Annotated in this window: 22 protein-coding genes and 1 pseudogene; all 23 read right to left on the bottom strand. The window is 62.0% G+C overall.

What is annotated here, in order from left to right; genetic code table 11:
* Positions 1 to 45: 45 nt before the first annotated feature.
* Positions 46 to 414 carry an ATP-binding protein gene (locus ACZ7FF_RS15205; protein ID WP_470812630.1) on the bottom strand — a complete coding sequence of 123 codons (369 nt, stop codon included), beginning with the start codon at positions 412 to 414 and terminating at the stop codon, positions 46 to 48.
* Positions 415 to 565: 151 nt separating this feature from the next.
* A pseudogene (locus tag ACZ7FF_RS15200) lies at positions 566 to 1,102 on the bottom strand (amidohydrolase family protein); the annotation flags it as partial.
* Between the two features lie 87 nt (positions 1,103 to 1,189).
* Positions 1,190 to 2,404, bottom strand: coding sequence for a tyrosine-type recombinase/integrase (locus ACZ7FF_RS15195; protein WP_470812628.1), 1,215 nt, complete (start codon positions 2,402 to 2,404; stop codon positions 1,190 to 1,192).
* A gap of 53 nt (positions 2,405 to 2,457) precedes the next feature.
* Positions 2,458 to 2,646: a helix-turn-helix domain-containing protein gene (locus ACZ7FF_RS15190; RefSeq protein ID WP_470812626.1), complete on the bottom strand. Its 189-nt coding sequence runs from the start codon at positions 2,644 to 2,646 to the stop codon at positions 2,458 to 2,460.
* Positions 2,647 to 2,653: 7 nt separating this feature from the next.
* Positions 2,654 to 3,097: a cytidine/deoxycytidylate deaminase family protein gene (locus tag ACZ7FF_RS15185; protein WP_470812624.1), complete on the bottom strand. Its 444-nt coding sequence runs from the start codon at positions 3,095 to 3,097 to the stop codon at positions 2,654 to 2,656.
* Positions 3,094 to 3,342: a hypothetical protein gene (locus ACZ7FF_RS15180; RefSeq protein WP_470812622.1), complete on the bottom strand. Its 249-nt coding sequence runs from the start codon at positions 3,340 to 3,342 to the stop codon at positions 3,094 to 3,096. The genes ACZ7FF_RS15185 and ACZ7FF_RS15180 overlap by 4 nt, the downstream gene beginning before the upstream one ends.
* Positions 3,343 to 3,496: 154 nt before the next feature.
* Complete coding sequence (locus tag ACZ7FF_RS15175) at positions 3,497 to 3,775, bottom strand: hypothetical protein (protein ID WP_470812620.1); 279 nt, start codon at positions 3,773 to 3,775, stop codon at positions 3,497 to 3,499.
* Between the two features lie 9 nt (positions 3,776 to 3,784).
* A complete protein-coding gene (locus tag ACZ7FF_RS15170) occupies positions 3,785 to 5,578 on the bottom strand; it encodes a DNA polymerase (RefSeq protein WP_470812618.1) in 1,794 nt (597 codons plus the stop codon).
* 384 nt (positions 5,579 to 5,962) lie between these two features.
* Positions 5,963 to 6,661, bottom strand: a complete 699-nt coding sequence (thyX, locus tag ACZ7FF_RS15165; RefSeq protein WP_470812616.1) for an FAD-dependent thymidylate synthase — start codon at positions 6,659 to 6,661, stop codon at positions 5,963 to 5,965.
* A 57-nt stretch (positions 6,662 to 6,718) separates the two neighbouring features.
* A complete protein-coding gene (locus ACZ7FF_RS15160) occupies positions 6,719 to 7,228 on the bottom strand; it encodes a hypothetical protein (protein WP_470812614.1) in 510 nt (169 codons plus the stop codon).
* Between the two features lie 77 nt (positions 7,229 to 7,305).
* Positions 7,306 to 9,315, bottom strand: a complete 2,010-nt coding sequence (gene nrdJ / locus ACZ7FF_RS15155) for a ribonucleoside-triphosphate reductase, adenosylcobalamin-dependent (RefSeq protein WP_470812612.1) — start codon at positions 9,313 to 9,315, stop codon at positions 7,306 to 7,308.
* 4 nt (positions 9,316 to 9,319) lie between these two features.
* On the bottom strand, positions 9,320 to 9,880 hold the full coding sequence (locus ACZ7FF_RS15150; RefSeq protein ID WP_470812610.1) for a hypothetical protein: 561 nt from the start codon (positions 9,878 to 9,880) through the stop codon (positions 9,320 to 9,322).
* Positions 9,880 to 10,668: a metallophosphoesterase gene (locus tag ACZ7FF_RS15145; protein WP_470812765.1), complete on the bottom strand. Its 789-nt coding sequence runs from the start codon at positions 10,666 to 10,668 to the stop codon at positions 9,880 to 9,882. The genes ACZ7FF_RS15150 and ACZ7FF_RS15145 overlap by 1 nt, the downstream gene beginning before the upstream one ends.
* A gap of 14 nt (positions 10,669 to 10,682) precedes the next feature.
* Positions 10,683 to 11,081, bottom strand: a complete 399-nt coding sequence (locus tag ACZ7FF_RS15140) for a DUF3310 domain-containing protein (RefSeq protein WP_470812608.1) — start codon at positions 11,079 to 11,081, stop codon at positions 10,683 to 10,685.
* Entirely contained in the window at positions 11,078 to 11,278 is a 201-nt protein-coding gene (locus tag ACZ7FF_RS15135; RefSeq protein ID WP_470812606.1) for a hypothetical protein, read from the bottom strand. Before ACZ7FF_RS15135 ends, ACZ7FF_RS15140 begins: the two co-directional genes overlap by 4 nt.
* Complete coding sequence (locus ACZ7FF_RS15130; protein ID WP_470812605.1) at positions 11,275 to 11,877, bottom strand: topoisomerase; 603 nt, start codon at positions 11,875 to 11,877, stop codon at positions 11,275 to 11,277. Before ACZ7FF_RS15130 ends, ACZ7FF_RS15135 begins: the two co-directional genes overlap by 4 nt.
* The gene (locus tag ACZ7FF_RS15125) at positions 11,801 to 12,184 is read right to left on the bottom strand and encodes a CHC2 zinc finger domain-containing protein (protein ID WP_470812603.1); all 384 of its coding nucleotides are present in this window, start codon (positions 12,182 to 12,184) and stop codon (positions 11,801 to 11,803) included. The genes ACZ7FF_RS15130 and ACZ7FF_RS15125 overlap by 77 nt, the downstream gene beginning before the upstream one ends.
* Complete coding sequence (locus ACZ7FF_RS15120) at positions 12,174 to 12,317, bottom strand: hypothetical protein (protein WP_470812601.1); 144 nt, start codon at positions 12,315 to 12,317, stop codon at positions 12,174 to 12,176. The genes ACZ7FF_RS15125 and ACZ7FF_RS15120 overlap by 11 nt, the downstream gene beginning before the upstream one ends.
* Positions 12,318 to 12,319: 2 nt before the next feature.
* A complete protein-coding gene (locus ACZ7FF_RS15115) occupies positions 12,320 to 12,730 on the bottom strand; it encodes a hypothetical protein (protein ID WP_470812599.1) in 411 nt (136 codons plus the stop codon).
* A gap of 78 nt (positions 12,731 to 12,808) precedes the next feature.
* Positions 12,809 to 13,624, bottom strand: coding sequence for an AAA family ATPase (locus tag ACZ7FF_RS15110; RefSeq protein ID WP_470812597.1), 816 nt, complete (start codon positions 13,622 to 13,624; stop codon positions 12,809 to 12,811).
* Positions 13,625 to 13,648: 24 nt separating this feature from the next.
* A complete protein-coding gene (locus tag ACZ7FF_RS15105) occupies positions 13,649 to 14,434 on the bottom strand; it encodes a RecB family exonuclease (protein WP_470812595.1) in 786 nt (261 codons plus the stop codon).
* The gene (locus ACZ7FF_RS15100; RefSeq protein ID WP_470812593.1) at positions 14,431 to 14,934 is read right to left on the bottom strand and encodes a hypothetical protein; all 504 of its coding nucleotides are present in this window, start codon (positions 14,932 to 14,934) and stop codon (positions 14,431 to 14,433) included. The genes ACZ7FF_RS15105 and ACZ7FF_RS15100 overlap by 4 nt, the downstream gene beginning before the upstream one ends.
* Positions 14,935 to 15,335: 401 nt before the next feature.
* Entirely contained in the window at positions 15,336 to 15,818 is a 483-nt protein-coding gene (locus tag ACZ7FF_RS15095) for a hypothetical protein (protein WP_470812591.1), read from the bottom strand.
* Positions 15,819 to 16,122: the final 304 nt, after the last annotated feature.

The raw sequence follows: 16,122 nt of genomic DNA, 5'->3' as shown, positions 1-16,122 counted from the left end.
GCCTTTCCGGAGCGCCCCAGCGGCGTCATGGGGGAAGAGGGGGCGTCAGCCGAGCGGGATCCCGTTCACCGGCATGCCGTGCGTGGGCAGGCCCGTGTGCTGCAGCGGCAGGCCGCCGAGGAGCTGGGCGACCGGCGCGGCCGGCCCCTTGGCGAGCACGTTCTGGACGGCCGGCTGCGCGGCGGCCATCCCGGCACCCACGGCACCCTGCCCCTGGGTGAGCGCCTCGGTGGCCCCCGGCAGCGCCTTGCCCACGTTCTCGGCCGGCAGCGTCTTGGTGACGCCGTCCAGGGCCTGCGTGGCCTGGGGCGCGTCCGGGACGGCCGGGGCCGCGCTTGCGGCGCCCGCGCCGACGGCGGCGAAGGCGGCACCGAGGGCGGCGACACCGAGGGTCTTGGCAGCAGACTGCTTCATCGTGAATGCGTCCTTGAATACGGAGACGGAAGATCACAAACGATCCGAGCGGTCCACGACCGTAAACACGCCGGACCACCGCCCGCAAACACCGGAATGCGGACGCCCCGTGAAAGAGCGTCCGCATTCCGCGCACGGAAAGGCGGCGGTACTACCCCTCCGAACCGACAGAACCGCTGGTGGAAGCCGTCTGCTCAAACAGCCATTCGGATTTCAGCTCGGCATATCCGGGCTTGACGACGTCATTGATCATCGCGAGTCGTTCATCGAAAGGAATGAACGCTGATTTCATCGCATTGACGGAGAACCACTGGAGGTCGTCGAGCGTGTAACCGAACGCCTCGACGAGATGCTCGAATTCCTGGCTCATGCTGGTGTGCGACATCAGCCGGTTGTCGGTGTTCACCGTGGCCCGGAAGTGCAGCCGGCGCAGCAGCCCGATCGGATGCCCGGCGTACGAGGCGGCGGCCCCGGTCTGCAGGTTGGAGCTGGGGCACAGCTCCAGCGGGATCCGCTTGTCCCGGACGTAGGAGGCGAGCCGCCCGAGCTTCACCGACCCGTCCGGCAGGACCTCGATGTCGTCGATGATCCGCACCCCGTGGCCGAGCCGGTCGGCGCCGCACCACTGCAGCGCCTGCCAGATGGACGGCAGCCCGAACGCCTCGCCCGCGTGGATGGTGAAGTGGTTGTAATTGAACCTAGGCGCTCTCACCTGCGAAAACGCCAAACCCCGCGCCGACTCTCATCACAGAATCAGCACGGGGTCCGACTGCCATCACGCGGCCTCGACCGCCAGCACAACCGGCTTGGCTGCCATCACCGTACGAGCGTGCTCCAGGATGGCCAGCTCGACGGCATCCATCGTCCTCAGGTGAGCGTCCTTCAGCAAGTGGGCGTAGGTCGTCTCAGTGACCCGAGTGGACTTGTGCCCCATCCACTGAGCCACCTCGTACAGCGGCACACCGCCAGCGATGCAGACAGAGGCGAAGTAGTGGCGCAGGCTCTTGGGGGTGTACCCGCTGTCCTCCAGGCCCGCCTTCGTGAGGGCCTTCTCCCAGTGGGTTGCGTAGGACTTGAACGAGATGGGCTGTTCCCGGAACTTGGGACTCTCGAAGAGCCAGCCGTGCTCACCCCAGGTCCCGTACTCCTCCATGTGCCGCTCAATGGCCTGCTGGACGGTGTAGCTCAGCGGCGTCGTCCGGGCCTCACGTGACCACTTCAGCTCGTCCTTGAAGGCCGCTCCACGACTCTTCCCGTCGTTCTTCCCGTGCGTCGTGAGCTGCTGCCAGAGCTTGAGCATCCCAGGAGTGGCCTCGACCGACGTACGGCTGACCGCCAGGCCCTCACCGACACGGGCCCCGGCGCCGGCCTGAATCCAGACCGACGCCTTCAGCGGTCCCCACATGGCTTCGAAGATGCGCTCGACCTCACCAGTGGTGGGGATCTCGGTCGGCTTCACCTGTCGAGCGATGGGAGCGGACCGCCCCCGCTGCCTCTGGCTGAGGGCAGGGTTGCGAGGGATTATCTCCATCTCGTGTGCATACCGAAAAACAGTCTTCAGTACGACCATCCGATGATGCGCCGTGGACTTGGCATAGTTCTCGTCCTGGTTCCGCTTCCAGTCGGCTATGTCCTTGGACGTGATGGCACCGATGGGGCGTCCACCGAACACCTTCTCGAAGTGGTTGCGGTAGGTCGAGTCGTAGGACACGAGAGTCGACGGCTCCCGAGTGCCGGCCGTCAGCCACTCCTTCCACACGTCAGAGAACATGCGGCCGGTCTGCTTCGGGTCGATGTACGTCCCAACCTGCTTGTCACGCTCAACCTTCTTGGCGAAGTCGTCCGCCTGGTCCTTCAGTTTGAAGGAAGCCTCAAGCTGCTTACCGGCACGCCCACCAGGAGCCCGATACCGGACCTTCCAGGGCTTGTGTCTGCAAGTCGGCTTCTTCGCCTTCGGACAAGCACAGTCCTCTTTCCAGACGGTAGCCATGCCGAATGACCCCCCAACGGGTTTAAGTACCTTGGTGCTGACCTTTAAAACAGTTACATGGCATCCGACTGAGCGTCAACCCATTGTTCTACGGCCCGAGTTCGGAAACGGACGTGCTTACCGACCTTCACTGACGGCAGCCCCCACTTGCGGTAGGACCCCATCAACGTGCGCTTACTCACGGCAAGCAGGTCCGCCACCTCATCCGGCGTTAGGAGCTGATTCGAACCACCAGCAGACACAGTATTCCTAGCTGTTCCGAGGATTGAGAATTCGAGCTTCGGTTATTCGCTCTCCGGTGCCATTCACACGCCAGACGACGCGATAGACACCAGCCGCCTCAAGGCGAGGCATGCAGCGGTAGCAGGGAGCGCGGGTGACGTAGACAGTCCCGCCTTCGAGGTCTTCGCGCCGTGCATGAATCAGAAGGTTCTCTTCGGCGTGCAGGGCGATGCAGTTGGAGTAGTCGCCCCCGGCCGGGAACTCGTCGTACGTCAGACGCCCGCGGGGACAGGCTCCGTCTTCGAGGCAGCCGGGCTTGCCGGGCACTGAGCCGTTGTGGCCGCTCATCACCAGGCGGCCCCGCTGGTCGTACAGGACGGCACCGACCTGGGACCGGACGCAGTCGCCACCAAGGGCGACTGCATCGGCCACTCGAAGGCGCCTCTCCTCCTTGGGGAGGCGCTTGCTCACTCGTCGTCCTCGTGCACGTGGTGTACGACTTCCAGGACCGGGCCCATCTCGGAGTGCCAGTAGTCCTGAGCCATCTCCTTGGCCATCTCGTAAGGGATACCGTGCTCCAGGGCGGCACGGAGCACAGTGCCGGCCACCTCGGCGATAGCGACCGCGACCAGGGCGCGCTTCTCCAGCTCGGCGAGGACGAAGTTGTCCTCAATGGACTTCATGACGGACTCAAGATCCTCAGGCTTGTCGGTCATTCGCACCTCTCTGCGTTCTGATCTGTTGCGCACTCGGGGCAGAGCCAGGCTTCTACTCCGCCCCAGTCGTAAAGCAGTGTGTTATCGGTGTTCTGGCAGCATTCGCAGTCCTCGCCGCCTTCTACGTCCTCGTAGTTCAAGCTCCGTCCTATCCTCAGGACGTCTGAAGTGCGCGAACCCGAATGCGGCCTTCCCATTCAGGGTTTCGTTCGATCAGCATTCGCGCGTAGTGCGGGCGGAAGTTGTTGTTTATCTTGAATTCGTCGTGGCTCTTAGTCTTGATGGACTGGTCCCACCGAAGAACCTCACAGAGGAAGGCGATACCGATTGCCCCCTTACCGGACTCGAACCACTCCTCGGCAAGACGCTCCAGGGCCACTACGATGTGAGGGTTTTCCTCATGAAAAGAACGGAACCGGCTTTCGGTAGTCATTTGTGTCTCCTAGTGCTTGCTGTCTTCCAGGTCGAGAATGGATCCCCATGAGCGGTCTCCGATCTCTCCCTCAGCGGGGACCAGGACGCCCTTGACCGTGAATTCCATGATCTTGGCGGCCTGTTTGGTCAGCTCCTCGACCCGATCCTTCGGGAAGGAAAAAACGATCTCGTCGTGGATCACGAGCCGAATCCAGGGAGTGAATCCGGCCTTGTCGAGGTTGATCACGGCTCGGGCCGTGATGTCCCTGCTTCCCGACTGGATGTAGTAGTTGAGGGCCGCGTACGCGCGGTTCCTGTCGACGGGGAGCCGGCGGCCGGTGACGGTGTAGATGTAGCCATACCGCCTGGCCTCGGCCATGAGCTTTTTCGACAGCTTGCTGACCCACGTATAGGTCTGGTTGAAGGCGTCGATGGTTCTGCGGGCTACCTCTTCGGTGACGCCTGCATTCGTCATCAGGGCCTTCCAGCCGCCCCCGAATACCGTCAAGAAATTCGCTTGCTTGCCCGTCTTGCGGTCGACTCCAGCGGCGTCAGCAGTGATCTGGTGCAAGTCCTTGTCATTCAGGAACGCATCCATCATGACCGGGTCCCGACTCTCAGCGGCGAGGAATCGCAGCTCCATGTTTCCGAAGTCGATGCTGACGGAAACGTGACCTTCCTCGGCGAGGAACATGCTGCGGACGTATCCAGTGCCCGCGGGGAACGTCTGGGCCGGGACAGAGCCAGTAATTGACATCCTCGCCGTTCTGGCTTGGATTGAATTAATACTGGGGTGCACCCGACCTTCGGAGTCCCGGCCATTCAGAGCGTTCTCGAACCAGGTCTTCCGCCACTTTGCGGCCTTGGTCGCCTTCTTGACCGCCTCGGCCAAGGGGTGGTCGATGGAGTCAAGGACTTCGGCGTCCATGCTCAGGTTCCCCTTCGGCGTCCGCTTCGTGAGCTTGAAGCCGAGCCTCTGGAAAGCCTCAATGAGCTGCTTGTCGCTATTGACGTTCTCGACCCACTGACTTGCGAACGCCACCCACCGAGCTTCCTCGGCCTTCAACTCGGCGATACGCAGCTCTGCGTACTCCTCGTCAACGAGGTATCCGGTGCGCTCCATTTTCGCCGTGACATGGGCAAGGCGGTGTTCCCAGCTGATCAATCCCTTCTTCTTTGACCGCGCCGGCACGAGCGGCAGAAGGATGTGAAGCAGGCGGAATGCGAGGATCGGGTCCATACCCGCGTACAGCAGGTATTCTGCATCGAATGTCCGGACGATGGGCCAGATGGCTTCCTTTTTGACTTTGTATCGCTTGGCTATCTGGGCCATGGAGCCCTTGACCTCGGCCGCCAGGACCGGGTCAAGGTAGAACTTCGTCAGCTCTTCGAGCTTGAGGCCGGGTCCCTGTTCCTTGACCTGCCGGGGGTCAACGAGGTGAGCGAGAATCTTGGTGTCGAACATTCGCGGTGCCAGCTCTTCGAGTGGGACACCGAGGCACTTCTCACTTACGTGCTGGTCGAACGTGCCGTTGTGGGCTATGAGCCACTGGGCCTTGCGGAGTGCCCATATCGCTGCGGCCTTGAATTCTGGGTTGATCTCGACCGGGAGAACCCAACTCTCACGGGCATTGCCGAACTGGGCGAGGCGGATTCGGAAGCCACGGTCAGCGTTCCACCAGTCGAGTCCCGTTGTCTCCGTGTCGTATCCCAGGACGGGATTGGCGACGACGAAGTCAATGAATTTGTCCAGGTCCCACGTGGTCTGAGCTACGTTGATCCGTACCGTCTGGCCCTTGATCTTGTAGGTTATGACCTGCATTGAGACCTTTCAGATTCAGCGTCTACGGATTGCGTCGAAGAGCATCGGGAGGCAGTAGCCGACCGCGACAGCGAGGGCCATGACGAGGACGACAGTGGCAAGGAAGAAGAGTCCGTCCGGCTCCGCCATTACTTGCCGTCCCGCGCTACGGCGGCGAGGACCAGGAGGAGATACATGGTCGCCATGCCAGAGACGAAGTAGATGATGTTCATGAAGACTCCTTGCAGAGATGGTCTCGGGCCGATTTCACGAGGTCGGCCAAATACACTTCGTTGTCGTCGCAGCAGTCACAGCCGCCTGCGGCGAACGACTCATCACAGAGACAGCAGTAGAGTTCGACTCCGCCGTTGTCCCACCCGATGACTTGGACGAGGCGGAGGTTCGTCAAGGCGCGACCCGTCCGTGTTTGTCGAATGCCGCTGCCGTAAGCGGCATCTGGTTTCGGAAGGCGGCTTCCATCTGGCCAGCCACCATCTGAATTTCGAGCTGCGGGAAGGAAGGCACCTTTGCGCCTTCGACCTTTGTGCGGAGGCTCAGGAAGTGCATGAGCGAGCGTGCGTTACAGGTGGCGTAGAACGAGGTGAAGATGTTGACGGGGAGAACCATCCGAGCGACTTCCCGCGCAACTTCCAGGTCCAGAAGTCTCTGGTAGGTGGTGTATGCCTCGGTGCTGATCCTTCGCAGGTCTCCATTCACGGCCTGGGCCTGCTTGTAGGTGCCGGCCTCGAAGCGGTAGGCGCCGGGCTTGCCGATCTGGCGGAGTGGCCGGTCACTGTCTGGGACGTAGAAGACCGGAGCCAATTCCTTATATCTTCCCGACTCCTCGTTGTAGCTCCACCCCGCCCTGTGACGAAAGAATTCACGCGCTACGAAGATGGGAGCTTCTACGTAGAAGGTGAATCGGGTGTGCTCGAACGGGCTGCCGTGCCGGTCGCGCATGAGGTAATTGATCAGGGGCTCAACGGGGAGGTTGAGGTTCAGGCCATCGGCACCGATCGTTGAGACGCGGGCTGCGGCAGTCACGTCGAAGTCCGTTGCATCGGACTTCATGAGGTCGACGTACATGTCAGAGCGGAACTGCATGATTCTCCATGAGAAAGGGGGCCGAGCGGGAACCCGGCCCCCAATTGCGACAGTCGACTATCGGGCCTTGAAGGACCCGTCCTTCTGGCGCCACAGGGGCTCGCACTTGTCGCCGTCATCGCCGTTGCAGAAGAGCGCCGCCCAGTTCGCCTTCTCTACGAGATTGCGGCCGTGCGGGCAGTCGTCATCGGCCACAGAGGGCTTCTTCGAGACGACCTTGCCGCCCTGGAACTTCTTCGGGCCGGAACCTCCGCCCGCAGAACCGCCCTTGAACTGCTCGCGGGTGTAGGCAGCAGCCTTCGCGTTCAGCTCGATCAGGCCCTCATTCTTCAGCGCGGCCAGCAGCTCGGCGCCGCGCTTCGCGGTCTCGTCTGCGGAATGCCCGAAGACAGTGGGCGTGATCCACTCGGCGTCATAGCCAGAGCCGGCCTTCAGAGTAAAGCCGATCTTGAAAGGGGCGGGTCCAGCGGGAGCTTCGGTCATAGGCGCGTTCTCCTTCGTCGGCGACGGGTTTTCCGAGGGCTCATCCCAGGGGGACTTCTCCTCAAAGGGGTCGGGGTAGCTCAAGGGGCTTTCCTCTCCTCAATTCCGATAGTGGCTGAGCATCGCCACAACTTCAACTTTTTGGGTAGTGACTAAGGCCACTAGATAGGACAGGTACCGCTCGCACAGATTTCGTCGTACGAGGTGTCCGCAGACTCCTGGCCCAGCTCGGCCACCAGGCGCTCGTACTCCTCGCGCGTGATGCGCTCATACGGGGCCTGCGCGCGGCTCATCTCGGGGAAGATCGTGCTTCCCTTCAACCGAGGCATGTAGTCCCGCAGGATCGCCGCCACCTGCTCCACGGTGTACTTCGACGGGTCCAGCGAGGCCGTGTAGCTCACGGCCTGGTCCGCCCAGTAGCGCTGATACATCGCCTGCACGTTGAGCATCTGCTCCAGCGAGAGCTGTCCCGTGTGCTCGATGACGGAGGGGTCCTCCACCTGGTCCACCAGCGGGTCCTTGGTCGGGATCGACACGACCGCCGTGTTCGCAGCGTAGATACAGTCCTCGACCTGGTAGCCCTGCCTGCGGTACTCCTCCACCTTTCGCTTCTCCTCCGGCTCCACCAGAGAGAACCGGATACGACGAATGAAGTAAGTGCTGAAAGGAGCATGCACGCCTTCCCCGCTCACGCCGGCCACCTTGGACGTCGTACCGGTCGGCGCCACGACCCGCGTCTTGATCGGCACAGGGATACGCAGCTCCCTGGCGTACTCAGCCGCAGCCCTGTCGACCGTTCGGGCCCAGTCCTCCAGGTCGAGCGGCACCTGCCAGTCGGCCGGGGCCTGCGAGTAGCGGATGCCCTGCTTCGCCAAGTAGTCGGCGAATCCCAGGTGTCCGACACCGATCCTTCGGTATCGAGCGATGGCCGCCGCCGACTTCGGGTCCTGGACCGGCGCGAACGTCGCCCTGATCAGGTACCGGGTCATCAGCCGGTGAGCCTCGTCCAGGCCGCCAAAGTCGATGTCGCCCTCATCGGAGACGTACGCCCCGAGGTTGACCGAGCCGAGACAGCACGGTTCTCCGGGCAGAAGCAACGCTTCGGCGCATGGGTTGGTCGTGAACACGCCGTCGACCTCGCCCACAGAGGACAACGAGCTGTTCCAGAAGCCTGGTTCACCGTTCTGCAAGGCACCGGCGGCGAGCCGGTTGAGTACGAGCTGGGCACCCCTGTGCCCGGCGTCCAGGGCCTTGAGGAAGGCATCGTCCACCTCGACAGAGATGTTCGTCGTCCAGTGCTGAGCCTGGTCAGCCTTGCAGGCCATGAACTCTTCGATCTGCAAGTCAGCCCAGTGCATGATCGACATACGGGCCGAACGCCGAACTCCCCCGCTGACGATGCAGCGTGCGATCTCGTGATCGATCTCCATGGCGTCCAGGCCGGTGAGCGGGAAACCTGCCGCGTTGGTCAGGATCTCGCCCACGCGTGTCAGCATCTCCGCGAAGGGGATTGGACCGCTGGCCGTGCCCCCGAAGGAGCGCAGCGGGGCGCCCTTGTGCCGGACGCGGGAGACGTCATAGACGCGGTTCTCGTGCTTGGTCTTCGGGTTGTGGGCAGTGCGGATCAGGTCCGCCAGGGCCGCAGCCCAGCCCTCTCGGGAGTCTTCGACGCTGTAGGCGCCGGCCCAGGTGTGCGCGTACTCGGTACTGATGAGTCCGGCCTCAACCATGTCCAGGTAGTCAGGGTGGGACGGGTCGCACACGATGTGCACGCGGACGGCGTTCTCGACGGCCGGAAACTCGTTCAGGTACCGGGCCGAGTAGTTCGAGCCGACACCACCGCCCTCAGCAAGCCGCAGCAGAGTGAAGGTGAAGTGCTCGGCCGGGTCCTGCGGGTTCCAGCCCGCGGCCCAGCAGTTGTTCAGCGCGAAGTCAGTGACGCCGGACGCCTTGAGGTGCCGTCCGGCCGGAAGGATCTTCCAGTCCTCGATCAGCTCCACCAGGCGGTCACGCTCGCCGGGCTCGATGTAGCGCTCGTCCACCAGGGCGAGGTTTCCGTCGACAACTCGGCGGACGGTCTCAGGCCAGGTCTCAAGCTCCCCGGAGGGCAGCTCACGGCGGTAGGTGCGTTCGTAGACGGTCTGTGCGGTCTCGGTCTTCCATGTGGTCATGCAGTTATGCAGCTCCCTTGGCGGTGCGTATGTGTCGGTTCATGGCGAGGGCCAGGGCGTCAACGGCCCGGTAGCCACGTCGCTGCTCGGCCTCGTCTGCGGGAGGCAGGCCGTAGACGAACAGGCGCATGAGCAAGTCCCGGTAGTCCGGGGTGATCTTGTTGAGGGCCTTCGAGGCGTCCATACGGGCCGACATGATGTTGTCGGCGATGGTGCAGCGGGTGAGGTCGTCCTTCTTGCCGATCGACTGGCCGATCTCGTCGTCGGTGTAGATGAAGGACCGCAGCACTGCCCTGACCTCTTCGGGGGTGTAGTAATACTGGTCGTCCATGAGGTCCCGGTAAGCCCGTTCCTTGGCGGCGTACCGCCTACCGGCGTTCCAGAAAATCTTCCGGATCAGGTCTTCGTCGTGCTGGTACCGAGCGAGGATGTGTCGCTCTTCCAGGGCGTGAACAAGGATCTCTTGCTTCACGTCGTCGGCCTCGACCACAGCCCACTTCCCCGCGATCTCGCGGGCGACCCTGCCCGCCAGCTCACCGAGGCGTTCCCAGTCCAGCTCTGCCATTAGGCCCCCTTCGCCGCGAACTTGCCTCGCGGCCCACGCTTGATCTCTCCGAAACGCTGACCCTCGACCACGAAAGAGCCGTCGTCCTCGACCGGGATAGCGTGGGGAGTTGCGCTGTACTTGCCGACGTAGAACAGACCGAAACCGCGCTGCCAGTTCGCCGGGCCGTTTTTGAGATAACCGGCCTTTTTCACGTCCATGAGATGGCCGACCTCGAAGCCGTAAATTGTCTTCAACTTGCCGTTGTGCCCAGTGGTATGAGGCGAGACGGCCAGGCGGTGAGTGTGGCCCATGACCACGCTCGTGCCTGCCTTCACGGCCTTCAGTCGGGCCGTGGCGCCCGGCACCTGGTTCATGCCGGGACTCTCGTGCCCATGGATGGCGACCCATCCGGGAGCGAAGGCGTAGTAGGGCTCTGCCTTCACGACGTCGTAGGCCGCAAAGTCCAACAGGTTCTCGAAGCGGTAGTGGGTGTCCTCCGCCGCGAGGGCCGGCGCCTTGGACGCCAGGTACTTCCGCGGTCTCTCGTCATGGTTGCCTTCCAGCACCTTCACGGGCCCGCTGTAGACCTCGCGCAGAGGTCCGAGGAAGTTCTCCTTGGCGTACTCGGAATCCCGGATGACGTTGCCCTCGAACTCCGCGCGGGTCCCTGCGGACCAGCGGGACGGGGCCGGGTAGTCGACCAGGTCACCAATCTGAATGACCTCGTCGGGCTGGTAGTCGCCCACGAAGGCGATGACATTGCGCAGAGCGCGCTTGTCCTCATAGGGGATCTGAGTGTCCGAGATGACGACTATTCGCTTCAGTGGGACTCCATGCGCTTGAGTTCGAACTCGATGTATCGAGCGGCCTTCTTCAGGTCCTCAGCTGCGTCGCCCTTGCGACCGGCGCGCATCAGGTACTTCAGCGCGTTGCCGACGTTGAAGTTGAAGTGCTGGGTGATGTCGATGACTTCGATGCCGTTGGGAAGCCAGGTGTAGTGACTCGGGCTGTTGACCGGATCACTGCTGTCCTTGGCGGCCAGTGGGGAAAGCTCCTCAGCAGAGAAGCCGAGGGTGCGGCCGTTCTTGAACGCGACCTCGTACGGGAACGGGTCTCCCTCGAAGTAGTTCGTGATCACGACTCGCTCACCCTGGAATTGCTTCGTGTAGAAGGTGCCGGGGTTGGAGACGACCACGATCTGACCAACTTCGAAGTTCACTCTGCCTCCAACTCGTCGTCCTCGAAGAAGGCGCCGGCGCTCGGGGGCAAGCCATTTTCCCCGTCCAGGAGCACCGACGTTGCTGCTTCCTCATAGGCGTAGTTCACGGCCTCGATAACGCCCGTCATTCCTGCCGTGCCGTCCATGACGGTCGCCTTCACGCGCACTCGCGTACCGGGCTTCCACTTCGAGATCAAAGGCCGATCCTTTCTCGCATGGCCTTGGGGCCATGGGCGTGCATGAATGAATTGGAGTCGTGACCGTCGCCGAGGATGATGAGCTTCGAGTTGTTCGCCAGCTCGGTGGCTCGCTTCTCACCGGCCTCAATGCCGGGCTCGTCGTCGTCTGCGACCTGATAGACCACCTCGAAGCCGAGGTAGGCGGGGGTGAAGTGCGGGCGCCAGGCCGATGTGCCCTGGTAGGCCGTGGCGGGGACTCCTGCCACTGCCCAGGCCATCGCGTCGAACTCGCCCTCTGTGTTCACTACGAAGGGGCTCGTGGTGATCAGTGCGGGTGTGTTGAAGAGGCGGGGGCAGTCGCCCGGAATCGTCTTGTACTTGCCGTGCTTGTGGTGGTTCTCCTTGCGGAGAGGGGCCAGGTATTCGCCGGACTCGTCCTTCACGCATTCGTCTCGAATACAGCGGAAGCGGACCGTGGCGACTCCGTGAGCACCCCCCGCCGGCCTGAGGTACGGGATGACCAGCGATCCCGCATATTGCTCATGGCCCGTAAGAGCCGAACCGACGTAGCCGATTCTGAACTTCTCCGCGACGCTGCCCAGTCCTCGGGCCTCCATGTACGCCTCTGCGGGGCTGCCCTTGTACTGCTGGAAGTAGGTCTTCGCCGCTTCCACCGAACCGGGAACGTGCAACCGCCTGTGCTTCTCTGAAGCCAATGCCTTCCTCGCGCTGGATTACGTCGTAAGAGTCCTCGGTGACGTCGCACACGAAACAGGACCAGCGCTGTTTCTCTGTGTTTACCGAGGCGCTTGGATTCTCTTCGGGGTGGAGCGGGCAGAGCATCTTTTGCCACCCTGCCCGCTCCCTCACCTCGACGCCGTAGAAGTGCTTCAGCACCTCGGCGATAGGCGGCTTACTGGTCACTGGCCGGGGCAGGGGACGGCTCGCCGACCTTGCGGACCGTTACCGGGAAGTCGTACTTGCGGTACGTGGCGAGCATGAGCGCCTTCTCGCCGCGAAACTTGCGGTAATCGAACTTGGTGGACTTCTCAGCCACGGTCATCCGGCCTTTCGCATTCGACGCTCCTCTTGGAGGAGACGCTTGAGGTCGTAGTTCTCTTTGACCAGCTGAAGAAGCTGATCGAAGGGCATTACCGAATACGCTTCCCCGACGCTCTTGAAGCGGGCCTTGATGACGACGGCCCCATTCGTCGCGTGGGGGTTGTGCTCCAGCTCGCGCTTCAGCTCGCGCATGAATTGAGCTAGGTCGAACTTCTGGACGTTCTTCATCTCGAAGAGGAACGCCATCGGGATGAGGGTGATGTCTCCGCGATCGTTGACCCCGTACAGGGTTCCGTGCCTCTGGATTTCTTCCGGATCGATGTCCGGGAAAGTCTCCCGGAGGTGGTCAAGGCCCTGCTTTTCCCAGCGGTAGCCCTTGTCCTTATTGGCCCTGGCGGTCGATGTCATCGCGCCCCCCTTCCCTTACTTTCAAAGTAGATCACCCTCGCCACAACTTCAACTTCTGAGTCATGAAAAATGTGTGACCTAGAACTCAGAAGAAATGTCCGTTAGGCGCATGTTCGCGTTGTTGAAGTCGTAGCTGCTGAACGTCTGACCAGAGCTGTCCTCGAACCCCTCGCGGTTCTTCACCGGAGAGACATGCAGAATCCGGCCGTCCATGCCGTCGATTTCCTTATGGATCGTCAGAATCACTGAGGGCACTCGACCGATCTTGCCCTTCACACCGGACAGCGGGATGGGCTGGAGACCGTCAGAGAACTCCCCGATGACGTGATGGAGCCCGAGCACATGGGCGTTGGTGTCCCGAGCCATCTCGCTCAGGTACTCGCACATGGCTTCCAGGCCGAAGACGAAGGACTCAGCGTCGGGCGTCGACCCACCGTCCACGTTCGTGATGTTGTCCACCACGATCAGGTGGGGGTCCATGCCGAAGACCTCGAAGTAACAGGCGAGGTCGCGCTCAATGTCCCCAGGCGTCGGCCGGGCCTCGAAGTTCCACCTGATCCACCAGCGCTTCCCGAGGTCGGCGTAATACTCCCCGAACTCGTCGTGCACCAGCTTCCGCTTGATGTCCCGGACGTTCTGACCGGTGATGATCGCCGTGGCCCTGGTCAGCTGCGTCGCGGCGTTCGAGTCGGCGCTGAAGTAGAGCACCGGCATGTTGCCCGCCAGAGCCAGGTTCGCTGCGAAGATCGACTTTCCGGTACCCGGTCCGGCCGCGACGAGCGACAGCTCCCCCCGCCGGAACTCGACCTCATGCTTCCGCAGGCCCCCGAAGGGCGACGGGATCGGTTCGCCGGCCTCGCCCCTGGCCTGCACGCTCTGAACGAGTGAGTACATCTACATCCTCCCTTTGCCACAACTTCAACTTTTGCCAGAAAAAAATGAGCACGCGTGCGACACATCGCAGAAGCGACAGTCATAGCCGGGGTTCGCAGGGAAGTCACCAGCCTTCACGCCCGCGTCCATCGCCGCGTACCGCTCCCCCAGCTCGTCAGCGCTCACCTGGTCCAACTTCACCGGCCTGGAAAGTCTTCCGTCCCGCGCGAGGTACCAGTCAGCATCGTTGACCTGGACGTCGTACAGCTCCCTCACGGCGATGCCGTACGTCTGGAGCTGGAACTTCGACTTGGTCGACCCCGTTTTGAGGTCCCGAGGCCGCACGGCGCCCTTCACCGTCACGAGCTGGTCTATGTAACCGCGGACTGCGATCCCGCCCAACTCCACCATGAAGTACAGCTCAAGTGCGGGCACACCCTCAGGCGTCTTCCAGATGTCCGGGCCGTTCTCCTTGGCCCACTCGACGTAGTACGCCGTCTGCTCCTGGCCCAGGACGTAGCGCCGCTCGATGTCCTCGCCGCCGCTGTACCGACCAGCCGACAGCCAGCGGTCAGTGTCCTCTTCCTTGTCGAGCGCCTTGTTCGTCAGGGCCTCGTACTGGTCAGAGAAGACCTGCACCGCCTCTTCGGCCGTCATCGTCCGCCCCGACTTCTCGAAGGCTTCAGCCGCCGCGTGGAAGGCCACGCCGTGGTTCGACCAGGCCGCCGGCCTCGGGGTCACTCGCTCTACCCGCTGGAGGTAGAAGCGCCACGCGCACTTCTCGTACTGCTCCGTCTGACTGACCGACCTGGGCTGAGTCTCAATGCTCAAGCAAGCACCGCCTTCGCGTACCTAACGATCTTGAATGAATTACTGCCAGGGATCTGAGCGTGAGGCCGGTCCATACTCACGCGCTCCACCTCGACCATGAGTTCTCCGTGCAGCTCGACCAGGAGCGAGCGCACGCGCCTCCTGCCCTCGTCGTCCATCAGGTCGGACACGATCACGTCCACGTACCCGACGGCCGCCCTCGGCTGCCTCTCCGAGTACGCCCGAGTCCGGATGATCAGAACTCCGTCCGTCTCGTCGTCTTCCATGCACACCATGTCAGTGCACTGGTCGATCAGCTCAAGCAGCTCCGCCCGCAGTCTGCGCTCCCCTCGCACGGCACTTCCCAGCTCACCAAGAGTGAATCCCCGCCCGAGTCCGTAGAGGTCCGGGATCGCGCCTTCATGGGGGACGTCTTCCTTGTCGCGGACATGAGGCATCCGGCTCCCCAGGACGACCTTCGGGATAGCTCCAGAGTCCTCAACCCCCAGCTCAAGCGTCACTTCGGCTCCCGTAGGCCCAGCCCCCTCAGGGGTCTACTTCACACACATGGAGCCTCTGTGCTGCTCCTGTGAATCAACGTAGCAAGGTTAGAGACGCGTTAAAACCCCGAGTTTTCCCAGGTGAGGACCCTAGGCGTACAACCTTTTCGCTGTTGACACACCGTCTACTTCGCAGATCGGAACATGCAACGATCAAGAACGGACCAAACGGACACAACGGCTACACACCGAAACGTAACCACCGGTTCCGGTTACAGGCCGTTAACGTTCAAGAGGTGACAAAATGTTTAAGGGTCACTCACCGCAAGGCAAGTGCACCTGTCATGTACCGGCAACAAAAAACCCCCCGACAGCGTTGTCGGGAGGTCTAAACCAATTCGCCTCGACGGCTGGCGCCTGGGCTAGTCCGGCAGTTCGAGCGCGACGCGCGCTTTACCGGTGGGCAGCTCGCGGCCTTCCGGCCAGCGGATCACCTTCCGGCCGTCTTCGGGGACACGCGGCACGAACACCCACGGCTCCTCTGGCTGATCCGGCCTGAAGTCGAGAACAGCATTCTCCTCGCGCAGCGTGCGCTCAAAGCGCTCAGCCTGGGCGAGCTGCAAAGGAGTAAGGGCTTTATCGCCGAGTTGACGACGCAGAAAAGCGTAAAGGTCCCGTGCGCGATTACGGCCAATGAACTTAGATCGCTGAGTTTCCTTAGCAGGCCATGCCGCTTCGAGAATGATTCGCACCTGAGTGCTAAAAGGCTGACGCTTAATGCCCAAAGCATCGAGCCTTTTGTTAACTGCCTGAGGAGTAACGTCGAACCGCTCGGCAATTTCCTTATCGGAAAGACCATTTCTATAGAGCTTCAGCAGCTCTGGGTTCTCCGGCAGTCTTGTCATCGGTCCTGTCCATCTGGCGGGCGGTTCACTGGGGCATGAGTGCAGCGATCTTGACCAAGGTAGCGTCAACTGGCCACATCTTCAAGTGTTGTATGTGCCCTGACCTGGTGTGACGCATTCTCAGAAGTTGATGATGTGACGTCCGTCTCATCTAGCAGGTCTCGTGTCACTGGTCCCGATCTTTGTCACCGACGTCTTTAGTGAGAGAGCGAGTGAAGCGAACGAACGAACAGGTCAGAGAGCTTTTTCGAAAGACTGTTCGAGTCCGAATTAAGAAGTTATGTGACTCACCCAGGAGTACAGC

The sequence above is a fragment of the Streptomyces sp. NPDC037126 genome (assembly GCF_055605965.1).
This window is presented reverse-complemented; position numbering and strand designations above follow the sequence as displayed.

Bases quoted from the DNA above. Each gene is read 5' to 3' on its own strand.
- ACZ7FF_RS15110 (WP_470812597.1), bottom strand. From the start codon at position 13,624: ATGTACTCACTCGTTCAGAGCGTGCAGGCCAGGGGCGAGGCCGGCGAA.
- ACZ7FF_RS15205 (WP_470812630.1), bottom strand. From the start codon at position 414: ATGAAGCAGTCTGCTGCCAAGACCCTCGGTGTCGCCGCCCTCGGTGCC.
- ACZ7FF_RS15175 (WP_470812620.1), bottom strand. From the start codon at position 3,775: ATGACTACCGAAAGCCGGTTCCGTTCTTTTCATGAGGAAAACCCTCAC.
- ACZ7FF_RS15170 (WP_470812618.1), bottom strand. From the start codon at position 5,578: ATGCAGGTCATAACCTACAAGATCAAGGGCCAGACGGTACGGATCAAC.
- ACZ7FF_RS15195 (WP_470812628.1), bottom strand. From the start codon at position 2,404: ATGGCTACCGTCTGGAAAGAGGACTGTGCTTGTCCGAAGGCGAAGAAG.
- nrdJ (WP_470812612.1), bottom strand. From the start codon at position 9,315: ATGACCACATGGAAGACCGAGACCGCACAGACCGTCTACGAACGCACC.
- thyX (WP_470812616.1), bottom strand. From the start codon at position 6,661: ATGCAGTTCCGCTCTGACATGTACGTCGACCTCATGAAGTCCGATGCA.
- ACZ7FF_RS15150 (WP_470812610.1), bottom strand. From the start codon at position 9,880: ATGGCAGAGCTGGACTGGGAACGCCTCGGTGAGCTGGCGGGCAGGGTC.
- ACZ7FF_RS15095 (WP_470812591.1), bottom strand. From the start codon at position 15,818: ATGACAAGACTGCCGGAGAACCCAGAGCTGCTGAAGCTCTATAGAAAT.
- ACZ7FF_RS15180 (WP_470812622.1), bottom strand. From the start codon at position 3,342: ATGACCGACAAGCCTGAGGATCTTGAGTCCGTCATGAAGTCCATTGAG.
- ACZ7FF_RS15130 (WP_470812605.1), bottom strand. From the start codon at position 11,877: ATGGAGGCCCGAGGACTGGGCAGCGTCGCGGAGAAGTTCAGAATCGGC.
- ACZ7FF_RS15115 (WP_470812599.1), bottom strand. From the start codon at position 12,730: ATGACATCGACCGCCAGGGCCAATAAGGACAAGGGCTACCGCTGGGAA.